This is a genomic window from Acinetobacter sp. ANC 5378, assembly GCF_013004315.1.
GTDB lineage: Bacteria > Pseudomonadota > Gammaproteobacteria > Pseudomonadales > Moraxellaceae > Acinetobacter.
Genome location: NZ_JABERK010000011.1, coordinates 204,093 through 218,848, shown reverse-complemented (window position 1 = coordinate 218,848; position 14,756 = coordinate 204,093). Strand labels below are relative to the sequence as shown.

16 protein-coding genes are annotated in these 14,756 nt (G+C 40.9%); 12 read left to right on the top strand and 4 right to left on the bottom strand.

All coding sequences use genetic code 11. The annotated features are described in order from the left end of the window. The first annotated feature begins 218 nt into the window (after positions 1 to 218). A complete protein-coding gene (locus HLH16_RS04165) occupies positions 219 to 1,196 on the top strand; it encodes a phage baseplate protein (RefSeq protein ID WP_171528359.1) in 978 nt (325 codons plus the stop codon). Here the strand turns inward: HLH16_RS04165 and hemW are convergent. After that, complete coding sequence (hemW, locus tag HLH16_RS04160) at positions 1,193 to 2,347, bottom strand: radical SAM family heme chaperone HemW (protein WP_171528358.1); 1,155 nt, start codon at positions 2,345 to 2,347, stop codon at positions 1,193 to 1,195. The two genes, HLH16_RS04165 and hemW, sit on opposite strands and share 4 nt — an antisense overlap. 124 nt (positions 2,348 to 2,471) lie before the next feature. Between hemW and HLH16_RS04155 the strand changes: the two genes are divergently transcribed. The 4 genes from HLH16_RS04155 (at position 2,472) to HLH16_RS04140 (ending at position 6,205) form a co-directional block, all read left to right on the top strand. Then, positions 2,472 to 2,933, top strand: coding sequence for a DMT family transporter (locus HLH16_RS04155; protein WP_131291654.1), 462 nt, complete (start codon positions 2,472 to 2,474; stop codon positions 2,931 to 2,933). A gap of 36 nt (positions 2,934 to 2,969) precedes the next feature. After that, on the top strand, positions 2,970 to 4,325 hold the full coding sequence (locus HLH16_RS04150; protein ID WP_350643833.1) for an MATE family efflux transporter: 1,356 nt from the start codon (positions 2,970 to 2,972) through the stop codon (positions 4,323 to 4,325). A 223-nt stretch (positions 4,326 to 4,548) separates the two neighbouring features. Further along, on the top strand, positions 4,549 to 5,847 hold the full coding sequence (locus HLH16_RS04145) for an ABC1 kinase family protein (RefSeq protein WP_171528357.1): 1,299 nt from the start codon (positions 4,549 to 4,551) through the stop codon (positions 5,845 to 5,847). A gap of 103 nt (positions 5,848 to 5,950) precedes the next feature. Continuing rightward, the gene (locus tag HLH16_RS04140; protein WP_131291660.1) at positions 5,951 to 6,205 is read left to right on the top strand and encodes a type B 50S ribosomal protein L31; all 255 of its coding nucleotides are present in this window, start codon (positions 5,951 to 5,953) and stop codon (positions 6,203 to 6,205) included. 118 nt (positions 6,206 to 6,323) lie between these two features. Here the strand turns inward: HLH16_RS04140 and crcB are convergent, their stop codons facing one another. Continuing rightward, positions 6,324 to 6,704, bottom strand: a complete 381-nt coding sequence (gene crcB, locus HLH16_RS04135) for a fluoride efflux transporter CrcB (RefSeq protein WP_171528356.1) — start codon at positions 6,702 to 6,704, stop codon at positions 6,324 to 6,326. Positions 6,705 to 6,880: 176 nt separating this feature from the next. Between crcB and HLH16_RS04130 the strand changes: the two genes are divergently transcribed. Next, positions 6,881 to 7,213, top strand: coding sequence for a HopJ type III effector protein (locus HLH16_RS04130; protein WP_171528355.1), 333 nt, complete (start codon positions 6,881 to 6,883; stop codon positions 7,211 to 7,213). Between the two features lie 90 nt (positions 7,214 to 7,303). On the opposite strand, the gene HLH16_RS04125 is transcribed toward HLH16_RS04130, so the two are convergent. After that, positions 7,304 to 7,864: a hypothetical protein gene (locus HLH16_RS04125; protein ID WP_171528354.1), complete on the bottom strand. Its 561-nt coding sequence runs from the start codon at positions 7,862 to 7,864 to the stop codon at positions 7,304 to 7,306. 172 nt (positions 7,865 to 8,036) lie between these two features. On the opposite strand from HLH16_RS04125, the gene HLH16_RS04120 reads away from it, so the two are divergent. Then, positions 8,037 to 8,660: a class I SAM-dependent methyltransferase gene (locus HLH16_RS04120; protein ID WP_171528353.1), complete on the top strand. Its 624-nt coding sequence runs from the start codon at positions 8,037 to 8,039 to the stop codon at positions 8,658 to 8,660. Between the two features lie 79 nt (positions 8,661 to 8,739). Here the strand turns inward: HLH16_RS04120 and HLH16_RS04115 are convergent, their stop codons facing one another. After that, positions 8,740 to 9,207, bottom strand: a complete 468-nt coding sequence (locus HLH16_RS04115; RefSeq protein WP_171528352.1) for a Holliday junction resolvase-like protein — start codon at positions 9,205 to 9,207, stop codon at positions 8,740 to 8,742. Between the two features lie 120 nt (positions 9,208 to 9,327). On the opposite strand from HLH16_RS04115, the gene HLH16_RS04110 reads away from it, so the two are divergent. From HLH16_RS04110 to HLH16_RS04090, 5 genes are all read left to right on the top strand, one after another. Continuing rightward, positions 9,328 to 9,972 (top strand): ParA family protein, encoded by a 645-nt coding sequence (locus HLH16_RS04110; RefSeq protein WP_131291672.1) that lies wholly within the window; start codon positions 9,328 to 9,330, stop codon positions 9,970 to 9,972. A gap of 139 nt (positions 9,973 to 10,111) precedes the next feature. After that, on the top strand, positions 10,112 to 11,242 hold the full coding sequence (locus tag HLH16_RS04105; protein ID WP_171528371.1) for an AI-2E family transporter: 1,131 nt from the start codon (positions 10,112 to 10,114) through the stop codon (positions 11,240 to 11,242). Between the two features lie 163 nt (positions 11,243 to 11,405). Further along, on the top strand, positions 11,406 to 11,903 hold the full coding sequence (gene sodC / locus HLH16_RS04100; RefSeq protein ID WP_502707637.1) for a superoxide dismutase [Cu-Zn] SodC: 498 nt from the start codon (positions 11,406 to 11,408) through the stop codon (positions 11,901 to 11,903). Between the two features lie 163 nt (positions 11,904 to 12,066). After that, positions 12,067 to 14,217 carry a YccS family putative transporter gene (gene yccS, locus HLH16_RS04095; RefSeq protein WP_171528350.1) on the top strand — a complete coding sequence of 717 codons (2,151 nt, stop codon included), beginning with the start codon at positions 12,067 to 12,069 and terminating at the stop codon, positions 14,215 to 14,217. 122 nt (positions 14,218 to 14,339) lie between these two features. Then, positions 14,340 to 14,645, top strand: a complete 306-nt coding sequence (locus tag HLH16_RS04090) for a DUF3817 domain-containing protein (protein ID WP_171528370.1) — start codon at positions 14,340 to 14,342, stop codon at positions 14,643 to 14,645. Positions 14,646 to 14,756: the final 111 nt, after the last annotated feature.

The window sequence follows — 14,756 nt, the reverse complement described above, 5'->3', positions numbered from 1 at the left end:
ATCCAAGTAAATCTGTTTGAGAGAAAAACCTTAAAAGCTTTATTCATGCCCGATAAAATACCGATAAAACAAAAGGAAGCTCAATTGAGCCTCCTTTTATGAAAAATTGTGGGACAGCAGTGACTTCGGTGCTCTTTTTTATGCGCTACAATAATCCCAATGCAAGCTCAATCTTCCAAAGAATAGAATAATAAAAAATTAATCCGGTGGCCTTTTAGATGAAAAAATTGATTTCGTTTCTAAGTCGCTTTTATCAGATTTATAGCGCAACTACCCCTCTAAATGCCCATCATCTTGAGCAAAATTTTGATTCACCTGATTCTGCCAACTTGGGTGATGCTGCCCAGCCGATTACACTGATCAGAACAGGACTGGGCAATAATCATATTCTTCAGGGATTAGCGCTTGATCACAGGCACGAGCTTTTGTACACCACGCATGTCGAGGGCAATCCTGAACAAGGCGTGATGAATAGATTTAAATTGCACCACTCAAATTTATGGTCTGCTCAAGATGCACAAAAACCCTCCTCCCTGATTGGTCATCAAGGTATTTCAGTCGATCCACACAGTGACTTTATTTTTGCTTCTGCAGGAACCGGCATTCCCAATAAAGGCTGGTATATTCTCAAATTTCAATACACGCCCAATGCTGCGCCCAGTAACACCCAAGTCATTCAGGTATTTGATAAACGATACAGCAAGATCACCAACACCATGCCTTCGATCACACCAGATGGAAAATATCTGTTGGTGCGAGGCAATAACCATAAAGTAAATGTCATCCGTATTTTTAAATTAGATCTCATCACCCAAAAAAACTTAACCGATATTCGTTTTTTATATGAAGATGAATGGCCTATTGATTCAGACTTCACGCATGACAAATCTGCATTTCAAGGCCTGAGCACCGATGGGACTTACGTATATTTGTTAAGCGGAAATAAAAATAAAGGCCCTAAAAGAATTTATGTTTATGACTTAACCGGCAAACTGATTCAAAAAATGGATCATGTGACACTGGGTCATTTTGATTCCTTATCTAATCATGCCATCCAGTATTGGGAGCCAGAAGGCCTAACGGTAGATAGTCAAAACCATCAGCTCTACATTTTATATACCATAGGCAATAGCGGCCAATTTTTAGGCCGTATTTACCGAATGAAAATTAATAAATATAAGAACATATCTGATTAAAGAAACTCTTCCAACACCGAATTTAAAAACACATGCCCCTGCTCTGTACAAGACAAACGGTTTTGATCTTCAACCATCAACTTACGTGAACGTAATGAAGTTAAAAGTTCACCTAAATTTTCTAAATTTAAACCTGTACGCTCGTGATAAAGTTTTGCATCTACGCCATTATTTAAACGCAGCGCATTCATCATAAATTCAAACGGCATGTCTTCATCTTCAATACGTTTAAACTGAAGATGCTCTGCCGGCACTTTGGCCAAATAATCTTTCGGCAAACGGGTTTTCTGAAAACGGTACACGCCATCAGGTTGAGTCACTTTACCGTGTGCACCTGCACCAATCGCCAAATAATCGCCAAACTGCCAGTAATTTAAATTATGTGCAGATGGCTTTTCTTTACGCCAAGCCGAGACTTCATAATTCACAAAGCCATGAGCTTTTAAATAAGCTTCACCCTGTTCCTGAATATCTTCCAACACGTCTTCAACGGGTAAAACAGGTTGGGTACGGAAAAATACCGTATTCGGTTCAATGGTCAGTTGATACCATGATACATGCGTTGCGCCATTTTCTACTGCCAGTTTTAAATCTAGTAACGCCTGCTCTAAAGTCTGTTCTGGCAAGCCATGCATCAAGTCGACATTAATGCGTTCAAAACCGGCATCGCGGGCTAAATGAATGGCATTGACTGCATCATCATTGCTATGGATACGCCCTAATTTTTTCAGGTGATCCATATTAAAACTTTGTACGCCAATGGAAAGACGGTTAATCCCTGCCTCTAAATAACCTGCAAAAGGATCGTGTTCCACGGTTCCCGGATTGGCTTCCAAAGTAATTTCACAGCCATCTTCAAACGGAATTATGTTTTTTAGTTGCTCGAACAACCACACATAACCTTTGGCTGAAATTAAAGATGGCGTCCCCCCACCAATAAAGACGCTATGAATCTGGCGACCTTGAGCAAAATCAAACTGGGTTTTAAAGTCTGCAACCAAAGCCTGTAAATATTGCTGCTCTAAATCTAAAGACAATTTTCCATCCGGTACCGCATGCGAATTAAAGTCACAATAGGGACACTTCCGCACACACCACGGCATGTGAATATATAAAGACAATGGAACAAGTGCAGGATTTAAATCAGCCAAGGAATAAGCTCAAAACAACAAAACAGGAAGATGAATATTTTAACATGACTGCATCAAGACTCTGATAAATTCTCCGTGTTATTGTTTTAGACTAAGAAAAACCCAACAAGAATAAATGCTTAATATGATGAAAATATCAGCCCAGTTACTCTTGCTGATGCCCTTAGCCATGGGTATTGGTATTGCGATGACGTTTCAAACTGCAATCAATAGCCAGTTAAGAGAATCTCTATATTCACCTTTGCAAGCCGCCCTTTTCTCCTTTTTGGTTGGTACAATAGTGCTCGCTGTGTTGGTGTTTTTTCAAAACGTTGATAAACCTAATCTTACAACTTTGGCTCAACTGCCGTGGTTTATGTGGCTGGGTGGGTTTTTAGGGGTCTATGCGATTAGTATCAGCATTTATACTGCGCCCAAACTGGGGTTTCTCACGCTCACAGGGCTGATTGTTTTTGGACAGGTTGTTACCTCAATGTTCCTCGATCATTTTGGTTTATTGGGTACAGAAAAAACAGCGATCAATTGGCAACGTCTATTCGGTGGCGTAGTGATTTTTATTGGTGTGCTTCTCACTTTACAACGCTAACACCTCATTATTCTAAGCACATGATGAGTAATTTTTGTGTCTAATGTCTCGTCGCTTACAACGACCCGTTATGAATTAAAACAACTCTTTCATTTGATGATTCCAATTTTGGTGACTCAATTTGCCCAAGCCGGTTTGGGTCTGATTGATACCATTATGGCGGGACATCTCTCCCCAACTGACCTTGCTGCCATTGCAGTCGGGGTGGGTTTATGGATTCCAGTGATGCTGTTATTTAGTGGCATCATGATTGCAACAACACCTCTGGTTGCAGAAGCTAACGGTGCACGTACGCCTGAAAAAATTGCCACCATTGCACGGCAGTCACTCTGGGTGGCCTTTATTTTGGGGATTATTGCTGCACTGATTTTACAAGTCATGCCATTCTTGTTGCCTGTTTTAGGCGTACCTGAAGCCTTACTGCCTAAAGCAAGTTTGTTCTTGCATGCAATCGGTTTGGGTATGCCTGCAGTGACAATGTATGCTGCATTACGTGGTTATTCTGAAGCCCTCGGTTATCCACGCCCCGTCACCGCCATTAGTCTGGGCGCATTGGTTGCACTGGTTCCACTGAACTTTGTTTTTATGTATGGCTTAGGTCCAATTCCTGAACTGGGCAGTGCCGGCTGTGGTTTTGCTACGGCTATTTTGCAATGGCTGATGTTCATTGCTTTGGCAACGTATGTATTTAAAGGCAAGGCTTACCGTAAAACCCAAGTCTTTGCCGCATGGGAAAAAATTGATCCGTATTGGGTAAAACGTATTTTACAGCTCGGTTTCCCGATTGGTTTGGCCATCTTTTTTGAAGTCAGTATTTTCAGTACTGCCGCGATTATTTTAAGTCCTTTAGGTGAAACCTTGGTAGCCGCCCACCAGATTGCCATTTCTGTGACCTCACAATTGTTTATGATTCCGATGTCACTCGCGATTGCACTCACCATACGTGTTGGCACCTATTATGGTGAAAAAAACTGGCTGGCGATGCGTAAAGTTCAGTATCTGGGATTACTGACCGGTACGATTTTAGCCCTTGCCACCATGGCATTGATCTGGTTCTTCCGTCCTGAAATTGTTTCCATTTACACTTCAGATTATGAGGTGGCACAAGTGGCAATGTATCTGTTGTTATTCGCAATTACCTATCAGTTGATGGATGCATGGCAAGTCAGTGCAGCAGGTTGCCTACGTGGCATGCAAGACACCAAAGGACCCATGTGGATTACCATGATAGCGTATTGGGTGATTGCTTTCCCTGTGGGAATTTACTTGGCACGCTTTACCGAAATGAAAGCGGCTGGCGTTTGGGTCGGCTTGATTGTTGGTTTAACTGTTGCATGTATACTGTTATTGACACGTTTATTTATGATGAATAACCGTATCAAAACGGCTTAAATATTTCGATCTCATTCCTTTTCTCATGAAAAAGGAATGAGATGAACAGCAATATGAATAAAAAAAAATCATAAAAACTTCATCTATTTAAGCTTAAAAAAATGCTTCTATTTTTTAAAATTGAACATTAAAAATGCAGCTTTTAACAATTTAAAGTAGGCAATATCCAGTTTAACGCCTATGATCATTGAAACACATCTTTGATGATCCTGAGGAATATCGCATGGCAAAAACGGCTAGCACACCCGGTCGTCGTTTTATGAAACTTGCCACTATGACGGCGAGCATCGCAACTAAAACCGTCTCAAATTCAATCAAAAATTTTAATGCCGATGAAGAACAAAAAAATGCCTCGCGCAGCAAGCTTTTTCAAGATATAGGGCTACAAATTGCAGATACCCTTGGGGAAATGAAGGGTGCGGTCATGAAAGTGGGGCAAATTGCTTCACAATATAAAGACATTTTTCCGCCTGAAGTGGCTCGTGCCATTAGCAAGTTACAGCGCCAAGCGCCTGCGATGCCTTTTGCTGAAATTAAAGCGCAAGTCGAAAAAGAACTGGGAAAGCCACTTGATCAAATCTTTAAACATTTCGATGAACAGCCTTTTGCCGCGGCTTCGATTGGACAAGTGCATAAAGCTTTTTTGCCAAATGGGCAGCAAGTGGTGGTTAAAGTGCAATATCCGGGTGTCGATGAAGCCTGTGAAAGCGATCTGAAACAGGTGCGTTTGGCTTTACGCTTAATGGGTGTGCTTAAGGTTGACCGTAAATTACAAGATCGGCTGTTCAAGGAAATTCAGGAAAGTTTGGATAATGAACTGAATTATGAGATTGAAGCGCAAAACCTCGAAGTCGCACGTACCTTCCATCAAGCTTTAGATACTAAAATTATTATTCCGCAAGTGTATAAAGACTATTCTTCACGACATATTTTAACCTTGAGCCTAGAACAGGGTGAAAGTATTGAAACTGCCAGTATCTGGTCTCAAGCAACCCGCAATGAACTGGGCCGCCGTTTATTTCGTGCCATTGGGCAAGAGATTTTCTATTTAAAACGTTTCCATTGCGACCCGCATCCCGGCAACTTTGCCTTTCGTGAAGATGGCACGGTGATTATTTACGATTACGGCGGTGTAAAAACATTATCCAGTTCCACGGTACAGCACTTTAAACATTTGGTGCAGTCTGCCCGTGAAGGCAATATTGTCGAAATGGAACAACAACTAGATGCCCTGCATGCCATTTCAGAACAAGGCAAATTCCCGGCTGAACTGTATAAGCAATGGTTAGAAGTGCTGATGCGCCCGCTCACCACTATGTATGATTTTGAAGAAAACTCGGCGCATCATGATGGCATGGAGTTGCTCAAACCCTCATTAAAATATTGGGATGTATTTAAGCCTTCACCAGAAACATTGATGGTAAATCGTACCGTGTCTGGACATTACTGGAATATGATTCATTTAAAAATGCATGACAATCTTAATGACTTGTTTGATGAACTGGTGCCACCACGTCAATAAGCCCTTTTTAAAACCCAAATACAGTTTCTGATTTGGGTTTTATTTGCCAAATTTAATGTTATATTATAACATAACAATATTAACAGTAATTTTGGAATTCATTATGCGCGCAAACATCCATCCAGAATATCGTGAAGTCCTGTTCCATGACACCAATGCAGATGCCTATTTCATTATTGGCAGTACCTTGCAAACCTCACAAACTAAGAGTTACCAAGGTCAGGACTATCCTTATGTGACTTTAGATGTCTCAAGTGCATCGCATCCGTTTTATACCGGTGAGCAACGTCAAGCGAGTAATGAAGGTCGCGTGGCAAGTTTCAATAAACGTTTTGCGCGTTTCAAACGCTCACATTAACTTCATATTATTTTAAGATTTCAAGGTTAGTCTTAAAACTTGAAAAGCCCAAGCACTCTCCTCCAGCTTGGGCTTCTTTTTTATCTATTGTATTTTTAGCTCAAACAGTATTCAGGTTTTATTTGCTGTGTAATAACCATTGAAATAGATAAAAACCCAAAGCCAAAAATATTACACCCATAATCACACTTGAAATCACATAGCCCAAAGCGAGTGTGGTCTGACCATGTTTTAATAGCTGAAAGGTTTCTAAACCAAAACTGGAAAATGTGGTGAAGCCACCTAAAATCCCGACCATCAAGAACAGCCGTGCTTCATTTTGCAAGCTCGGAAATTTTTGGCTATAGGCAAAGAAAATACCGGCGAGCAAGCAGCCACAAATATTCACCCACCATGTCGTCCAGGGAAATACGCTGGTCGGTTTCAGTAAAAATACCCCTGCACCATAACGCAAACTTGCCCCAATCGCCCCACCCATCGCTACCAGTAACCAGCTCATTTATTTCATCCAGTATGGGGTGTGCACAACCCGTGTTTTATCCACAGCCCTGTTTTCATTGAACAATACTTTTGCATGATTCTGTATTTTTTACAAAGAAATAATGCTGAATAAAATGCATAAACATTGTTATAGTCGTGCGGTTAAATTGACTATTTATATGGACTGAGGAAATCATGGCTCAAGATTTATTGGCACAACTTCAAGCAGGCGAAGCGAAATTTTCAGATGTGATTGCGTATATTGAAGCCCGTTATAATCATACGCCAACCGCATTTAAAAATGGACAACAAGCCAATGCTGCGACTGAAAATCAGGGCAGTGCGAAAGTGTTTTCTTTTGCGCAATTGAACGGTTTAGATCAAGCGCAGACTTTAAGCCTGTTTGCTGAACATTATGCTGCGGTATTGGCTACACCTGAAGCCACCGATCACCAGAATATCCGCCAGTTTATGCAAAATGGTTGGGATGGCATTCAATTTGAAGGTCAGGCTTTAACTGCAAAATAAGTTTCTATATCAGTCTTAGAATATAAAAATCCCGCTTTAATAAAGCGGGATTTTTACTCCTCTCTTTCAAAAAGGGAGGCTTTAAAAGGATTAACCTTTTACTTTTTCAATCCATTCAATTGAACTGACACGGAATAATTCGCAGGCGCCATCGCCAGTATCTGTCGGGGTTAAAGACGAGGTCCAGACCAAATCTTTATCTTTAATTTCAACCAATTCACCTGTTAAACGCACCAGATCGCCCCGTTTCACATTTTTAATTTGCTTGGCAATTTGCGGGTTTGCCGGAATGATGTGCATATTCGACACCATCTGTATGGCTTGCTCTTTCGGCACAGGCAGGCGATCGATCTTCCAATTTAAATAACGGTCGTATTGATTCACCGAGATATGTCGTGCAATTTCAGGTTCGGCAAACAAGCCCCAACTTACAGCATAATCAATCGGCGAAAACTTGGCCTGTTCATCGTTAGTATAAATTTTCGAGCCTAAAATACGAAAATCCCCTCTAAAGGATTGTAGTTTTTTAATCGACTGGTCTTTAGAGACAGGTGCCAAACCTTTAGAAATATTATGATCGACAGATGCGCTGGCGCTCACTTGTAACATGCAAGTCGCAAGTAAAGCACTGAATAATAATTGTCTAGTCATCTGCATACCTCAAAACGAATTTCTTTATTTGCAACTTTTATCTTAAGTCATGAAACTTAAATCACCATATCGACTTGGTAACAATCTAGATATATTCAGTCACTTTTTTGTCTTATTAATTGACTGAAATATCCATTAAGCTAAATCCATATCAAGAAAAATTAAGCAATCCATGATTTATAAATTTTATCAGCAGCATATTTTTCCGCATTTACTCAATCAGGTAATGCAAACGCAGAGCCTGATGGAACAACGTCGAGAATTACTGTTACCGATTTCAGGTGAAGTTCTGGAAATTGACTTTGGGACCGGGGTGAATCTGCCTTTTTATCAAAATGTCGATACGTTATACGCACTCGAACCGAATGCAGATATTTATCAACTGGCAAGCAAGCGCGTGCTTGAAAGTGCAATACATGTCCAGCATATTCAGGTCAGTGCAGAAAAGCTGCCTTTTGCAGATAACAGCATCGAGCACATTGTCAGTACCTGGACTTTATGCAGTATTGAACATTTACAACAGGCTTTAACTGAGTTGCATCGTGTACTCAAACCGACCGGTATTTTGCATTTAGTTGAACATGTTCAGTATCAGGACAACAAGACGCTTAAGCATTTACAGAATTTACTGACTCCGATTCAAAAGCGTTTGGCTGATGGTTGTCATCTCAACCGTAATATTGAACAAGCGTTGTTAGATGCGAATTTCCGCTTTAAAGAACAGCATTATTTCGATGCGACCGGGATTCCTAAAATAGGCAGTCGCATGTTCTTTGCCCGGGCAGAAAAAGCCTAGCGCTTGAATTCAGACTCAACCCTCTGCTCAATACCTCTGTTGCCCAGATTGAATCTGAGCAAATTAATGAATTAAAAAATTAATCATCAAAGTCGATGCGAACCGTTTCAAAACGAACTCGTCCATCACGAATGGCTTGGGCAATCGCCTGTTGCCCTTTAGTGAGTCGTGCCCCACCACTTTTAATATCAATCAGCACCACTTCAATATCTTCAGCTCGCCCTTCACCATCGCGTAAGTCGGTATATCCATCAAACACGACATAATCGACCGGATCACCCAAGAATTTGGCATCACTGGGCAAGTATTGAAACTCGGGCATAATCGGTGCCATCTGCTCTGCCATTTTTCCTTTCAACACCGCACGACTGGTATTGACGCTACGCTTTTGTGCATGGATTAAAGCCTGTTGATGCTCTAACTCCAGCTCAGCAATGTATTGCTCATACTCTGCTTTGACCCGTCCATTACGGGTATTGCTTAAAATCAGGGTAGTTAATACCACTCCTATACACCCACCAATCAACATTGCCATCCAGATGGACATTATTCTTTCCTAATTCAAAAATTTACTACCACATGAGTCTTTAAGACTTTTGTCATGTGTCATATTCATCGCATCAAACAATGATATGCTAGGGCGGAGCAGAATAAAATCGTCAGGGTCATGAAAACAATCTTAATTGCAAATCAAAAAGGTGGATGTGGTAAAACCATTACCGCAATCAGTCTGGCTGCGGCTTTAGCACAAAAAGGTTATCGGGTTGCACTTGCCGATGCCGACAACCAAAAATCAACTATGCAATGGCTTAAACACCGCCCTGAAGATGCTGCCCCGATTCAAAGCCTAGACTGGCGTCCTGGAAAATCGTTTGATAATGTGCCTAAAAATTTAGAATATCTGATTATTGATGCACCCGGGGCACTTTCTGGTGAACATGCTGAACAACTGATTAGTGAAGCTCACGCGATTATCACGCCATTACAACCCTCTTTTTTCGATATCGACAGTACGCGCCGTTTCTTGAAACATTTACAGGACATCAAGCGTATTCGTAAAGGTAAAGTGCAAATTTTACTTCTTGCCAATCGCGTTAAAGCCAATAGTGCCAGCGCTAAAGAAATTCAGGATTTTTTCAATAAAATTGAACAGCAACCTGTCGCCTGGATTTCTGAACGCACGGCTTATAGTCAGTTGGCGATGCAGGGTCTAACCGTGTTTGATAAAACGCAAAAAAATTATTTAAGCATGCAAAATCAGTGGCAGCCGGTTTTAAATGCCATTATTGATGATCCGACCAAATGGTTTTAGGGTCTTATAAGGTCTAGCTTTCTGTCTTGAAGCAGCGTTTGTTTATTGATTATTCATTAGAACTTACTCGGCATTCATTTTCGCGAGCTTTTTTTTCAGTTAAGATGGCATGGACCTTAGAAACAAATCAGTGAATGCAGTGCAACAGTACGCGCCAACATTACAAAAAGTATTATTATTTGGATTGTTTTTCATCCTCCTTTTCTTGAGTTTTAACGTCCTCAAATACTTTATTGTGCCTGTACTTTGGGCAGCCATTATTGCCTATATGACCTGGCCCTGGTATCAATGGATTTATCGCAAGTCTGGCTCACGTGCCACGCTGAGTGCGACCATCATGATCAGCCTGATTATTTTGCTGATCGGTATTCCGCTGACCTTCGGTATTTTCATGCTGCAGCATGAAGGTCGAAATTTATATTATGAATTGCAAAAGCAGGTGTTTTCAGGTCATTTAAATGTTCCGCAATTTATTCGCGACTTACCGTTTATCGGCAAGGAAATCAGCCGAACCTTAAATGATATCAATACCGATCCGAACAGTATTGTACAAAATGTTTCCATCTGGATTCAGGGTCATCTCAATTATGGCCGTTTCGTTTTAAATGAAATTGGTAAAAACGTCGTTAAGCTATGTTTTGCGGTCTTATCACTGTTCTTTTTCTACCGTGATGGTCAAACCATTTTGAACCAGGTCAGCAAAGCCTTGGAAATGATTATTGGCCCACGGATTCATCATTATTTAGATACCATTTCTGAAACGACACGTGCTGTAGTTTATGGGGTTGGTTTAACCGCGGTGGCGCAAGCCATATTAGCCGGTTTAAGTTATTTTGTTGCCGGTGTACCCAACCCAATGGTACTGACCATTGTAACCTTCTTATTGGCACTGATTCCGTTTGGAACACCGATTGCTTACGGTTCAGTTGCATTATGGCTGTTCTCTCAAGGGCAAACCATGGAAGCCATTGGGGTAATGGTCTGGGGTGTCTGTATCGTCAGTACTTCAGATAATGTGATTCGTCCACTGGTGATTTCGGGTGCAACCCAAATTCCCTTCTTGCTGATTATGTTCGGGGTGTTAGGGGGGATTGCGAGTTTTGGGCTGGTCGGTCTGTTTATTGGTCCGGTGATTCTTGCAGTCTTGTTGGCGATTTGGCGTGAATGGCTACATGAAACCAATGAATTTGGTCCCTTCATGATGCCAAAATCGACCATGGCATATGATCTTGATGATGATAAAGATGAAAACAATCCAGATAAAACTTAAGCTTAAAGTTTAAGAAACTCATACATTCAAATACTTAATTATTATTGAATTGCATCTGATGCCTTGTTTGAATGATCAAGGTCATAATAAAACAAAAGGATGCAACTCAATGTCTTCTTCACTATTCAAATTAACGACGCTCTGTGCCATTGCAGGTTTTGCAATGCTGGGCTGTGCCAACTCCCCTACCTCATCTCATGAAGCTCACCATCAGACAACCGTTCATGCGGTATCGGCTCAAGGAGTCGGTAAAGCCATTGGTACGATTAAATTCAAAGACAGTCCAGCGGGCTTAGTGCTTACGACTGACTTGGCTGAATTGCCACCCGGCCCTCACGGTTTCCATATCCATGAAAAAGGTTCTTGTGACCCGGCTGAAAAAGATGGAAAAATCGGTGCGGCGATTGCAGCGGGTGGTCACTTTAACCCGAACCAAGCACCGCATCACGGAACGCCACTTACCGGTCATTTAGGGGATTTACCTGTATTAAATGTCGATGCTCAAGGTAACGCAAAAGTTACTTTAGTGGCACCGCGTTTAAAACTGGCTGATGTTCAAGGTTTAGCGATTATGGTTCATGCCGGTGGTGATAACTATTCAGACCAACCTAAACCTCTAGGCGGTGGCGGAGATCGTATTGCCTGTGGTCTGATTAAATAATTGTCCTAAAAAATATAAACAAAAAGCAGGCGCAACGTCTGCTTTTTTGCTCCATAAATTGCGAAATAATTCAAACAACTCCCTGAATTTAAAAGATCATAAATTGACACGACAAATAAAAAAGCTCACGCTGTATCCACAATAATTGATCTTTAGAAAAATCGTGAATAGCCTGAAAGACTTAATTCAACGCTTTAAATCCAATTCCATTTTAATTTATTGTCTGCAAATTTTTATTGTCCTGACTGGAACCACCTTAGGTTTACTGTTTTTAAACTATGAGTCCTTAATTGTTCCGGTCACGTTAGGTGCCATTGCCACTGCACTGACCGATTTTGATGATCGCCTAAGTATTCGCTTACGTAATCTGGTCTATGTCTGCATTCTGTTTTTCAGCGTCAGCAGTATTCTTGAATTTCTCTATCCTTATAAACTGCTTTTTATCCTGTATTTATCCTTGTCGAGTGCCGCTTTTATTTTAATGGGTGCACTGGGACAGCGCTATGCCACCATTTCTTTCGGTACCATTTTACTCTCCATTTACACCATGTTTGGACTGGGTGAATATAGCCAATGGTATCAGCAGTCGAGCTATTTTGTGCTGGGTACGCTATGGTATGGGCTGACCTCGATCGTCTTCTATTTACTCAAACCCACACAGGCTGTACAAGATAATTTGGCTGCCAACTTCAATGCCATTGCTGAGTTACTGTTGGCTAAAGCCCGTCTGTTTGACCCCGATAATACCGACAACATTGAACCACTGCTGTATGAGCTTTCCTTAAAAAACAGTGAAGTGGTGCAAAGCCTGAATACCACCAAGGCATCCTTACTGACCCGTTTAAAAGCCTCGCGTGCCAATAAAAACACCATTTACTGGCTCAATCTGTATTTTCTGGCGCAAGATATTCATGAGCAAGCGACATCAAACTATCTACATTACGAAAATATTCATCAAAACTTTAGCCGTACCGACCTGATTTTCCGGATTCAGAAAAATGTAAAACTGCATGCCCTCTCCTGTCAGAAACTGGCGCAGGATATTCTTACCCATCAAACCTATCAATCCAATCCAGACACGGATGTTGCCATCGCCAATTTGGAAAGCTCGATTCAATTATGGATTGAGGAAAATCCGCAGAATTTAGAGGTGAAAAACCTGCTGCTGATTTTGCGTAATCTGAAAAAAATTCAGGAACAGTTTTTAAATTTGAGTCATGAACAAAACAATTATCGTCAAAACTATCTTCAGCATCAGGAAAATTTAAATCTGCTGGATGATGATATTCATGATCTTCCCGACTTATGCCTGAAACTGAAACAACATCTCACCCCAAATTCAGCACTATTCCGGCATGCAGTACGGATTGCCTTTGTTTTTGCGGTGGGTTATGCAATCTCATTAATGCCATTCGCCAAAAATGGTTACTGGATTTTACTCACCAGTTTATTTGTCTGCCAGATCAGCTATTTCGCCACCAAAAGCCGTTTGAAACTGCGGACTTTAGGCACAGTTTTAGGGGTGCTGCTCGGTATTCCAATATTGTATTTCGTGCCGAGTATTGAAGGACAACTGGTTCTGACCATTATTTCTGGTGTGTATTTTTTCTATTTACGTTCCAAAAAATATGCCATGGCAACATTGATGGCAACCTTAATGGTTCTGCTGATTTTCAATTTAAAAGGTGCAGGTTATGCCATTATTTTACCACGTATTGTCGATACCCTTTTAGGCTGTCTGATTGCTTGGTTTGCGGTCAGTTTTATCTGGCCCGACTGGAACTTCCGTAATATTTCCAGCACCATCAAAAAAAGTAATCAAGCGACTTTGGACTATTTCGATGCGGTGGTGAAGCAATATCAATTCGGTAAAAACAACAGTCTGGATTACCGTCGTGCGCGTCGCACCGCGCACAATGCGCAAATTGAACTGTCGAGCATGATTTCCAGTTTAAGTACCGAACCGAATCCTGACCAAGCGCTGATTCATTCTGCCTTTCGTTATCTGGTGTATAGCCACAGTCAACTCAGTTATATTTCGGCTTTGGGCAGTCACCGTGAACAGGTTCAAGATGCTCAAGTGCTGGATTTAATGCTGTGGTGTAAAGACACATTATTCGCTGTACTATTACAGCAACAACCTCTAGCAGTAGAAAAAATTCAAGGCAAGCTCAATGAAATTAAGCAGATGAGTGAGCAAGAAAACCTGTCTGAAGATTTATTATTGGTACTGAAACAGATCAGCTTATTACTGGAAACACTGCCTGAACTGTTAAATTTAAGAACCAAACTATGGACGCAGGAGATCAAATAACCCAAGTTCAGCACTTAGTTATAAGTATTTGATATATTTTATAAATACATCAAATTTTTCATTCACCACTACTGCAATATTCGGTACACTCAGGGTTCATTCTCATAGATTTAAGCATGACCATGAATATTCAAACTTTACGTGTTGTCGGTCTTTTAGAAGGTATTTCCTTTCTGTTGCTTCTTTTTATCGCGATGCCGATGAAATATATGCTGGATAATCCGATCCTGGTGAAATATGTCGGTATGGGGCATGGCGTACTGTTTATCCTGTTTTTAATCGTGTTATTTAGGGTATGTGAAAAACAGAAATGGTCGATTACCATGTTTATTCTGGGTTTAATCGCATCCATTTTACCATTTGGCACTTTTGTTTTTGATCGTAAATTAAAGCGCTTTGAACAGCCCATCGCTGAATCCAAGATATAGTTTTTTATTAAAAGGCTATTTTCTTTTTAATGAATAATAAGGATACCCCCTCTCATCCCTTACGGAATATATTCCTGATTTCCCAAAGGAAGATGAAGTATTCTTTATCAA

Coding starts and splice junctions, on each gene's coding strand:
- HLH16_RS04120 (WP_171528353.1), top strand. CDS start 8,037: ATGATTTATAAATTTTATCAGCAGCATATTTTTCCGCATTTACTCAAT.
- HLH16_RS04165 (WP_171528359.1), top strand. CDS start 219: ATGAAAAAATTGATTTCGTTTCTAAGTCGCTTTTATCAGATTTATAGC.
- crcB (WP_171528356.1), bottom strand. CDS start 6,704: ATGAGCTGGTTACTGGTAGCGATGGGTGGGGCGATTGGGGCAAGTTTG.
- HLH16_RS04130 (WP_171528355.1), top strand. CDS start 6,881: ATGGCTCAAGATTTATTGGCACAACTTCAAGCAGGCGAAGCGAAATTT.
- HLH16_RS04125 (WP_171528354.1), bottom strand. CDS start 7,864: ATGACTAGACAATTATTATTCAGTGCTTTACTTGCGACTTGCATGTTA.
- HLH16_RS04090 (WP_171528370.1), top strand. CDS start 14,340: ATGAATATTCAAACTTTACGTGTTGTCGGTCTTTTAGAAGGTATTTCC.
- sodC (WP_502707637.1), top strand. CDS start 11,406: ATGCTGGGCTGTGCCAACTCCCCTACCTCATCTCATGAAGCTCACCAT.
- HLH16_RS04140 (WP_131291660.1), top strand. CDS start 5,951: ATGCGCGCAAACATCCATCCAGAATATCGTGAAGTCCTGTTCCATGAC.
- HLH16_RS04115 (WP_171528352.1), bottom strand. CDS start 9,207: ATGTCCATCTGGATGGCAATGTTGATTGGTGGGTGTATAGGAGTGGTA.
- HLH16_RS04155 (WP_131291654.1), top strand. CDS start 2,472: ATGATGAAAATATCAGCCCAGTTACTCTTGCTGATGCCCTTAGCCATG.
- HLH16_RS04145 (WP_171528357.1), top strand. CDS start 4,549: ATGGCAAAAACGGCTAGCACACCCGGTCGTCGTTTTATGAAACTTGCC.
- HLH16_RS04110 (WP_131291672.1), top strand. CDS start 9,328: ATGAAAACAATCTTAATTGCAAATCAAAAAGGTGGATGTGGTAAAACC.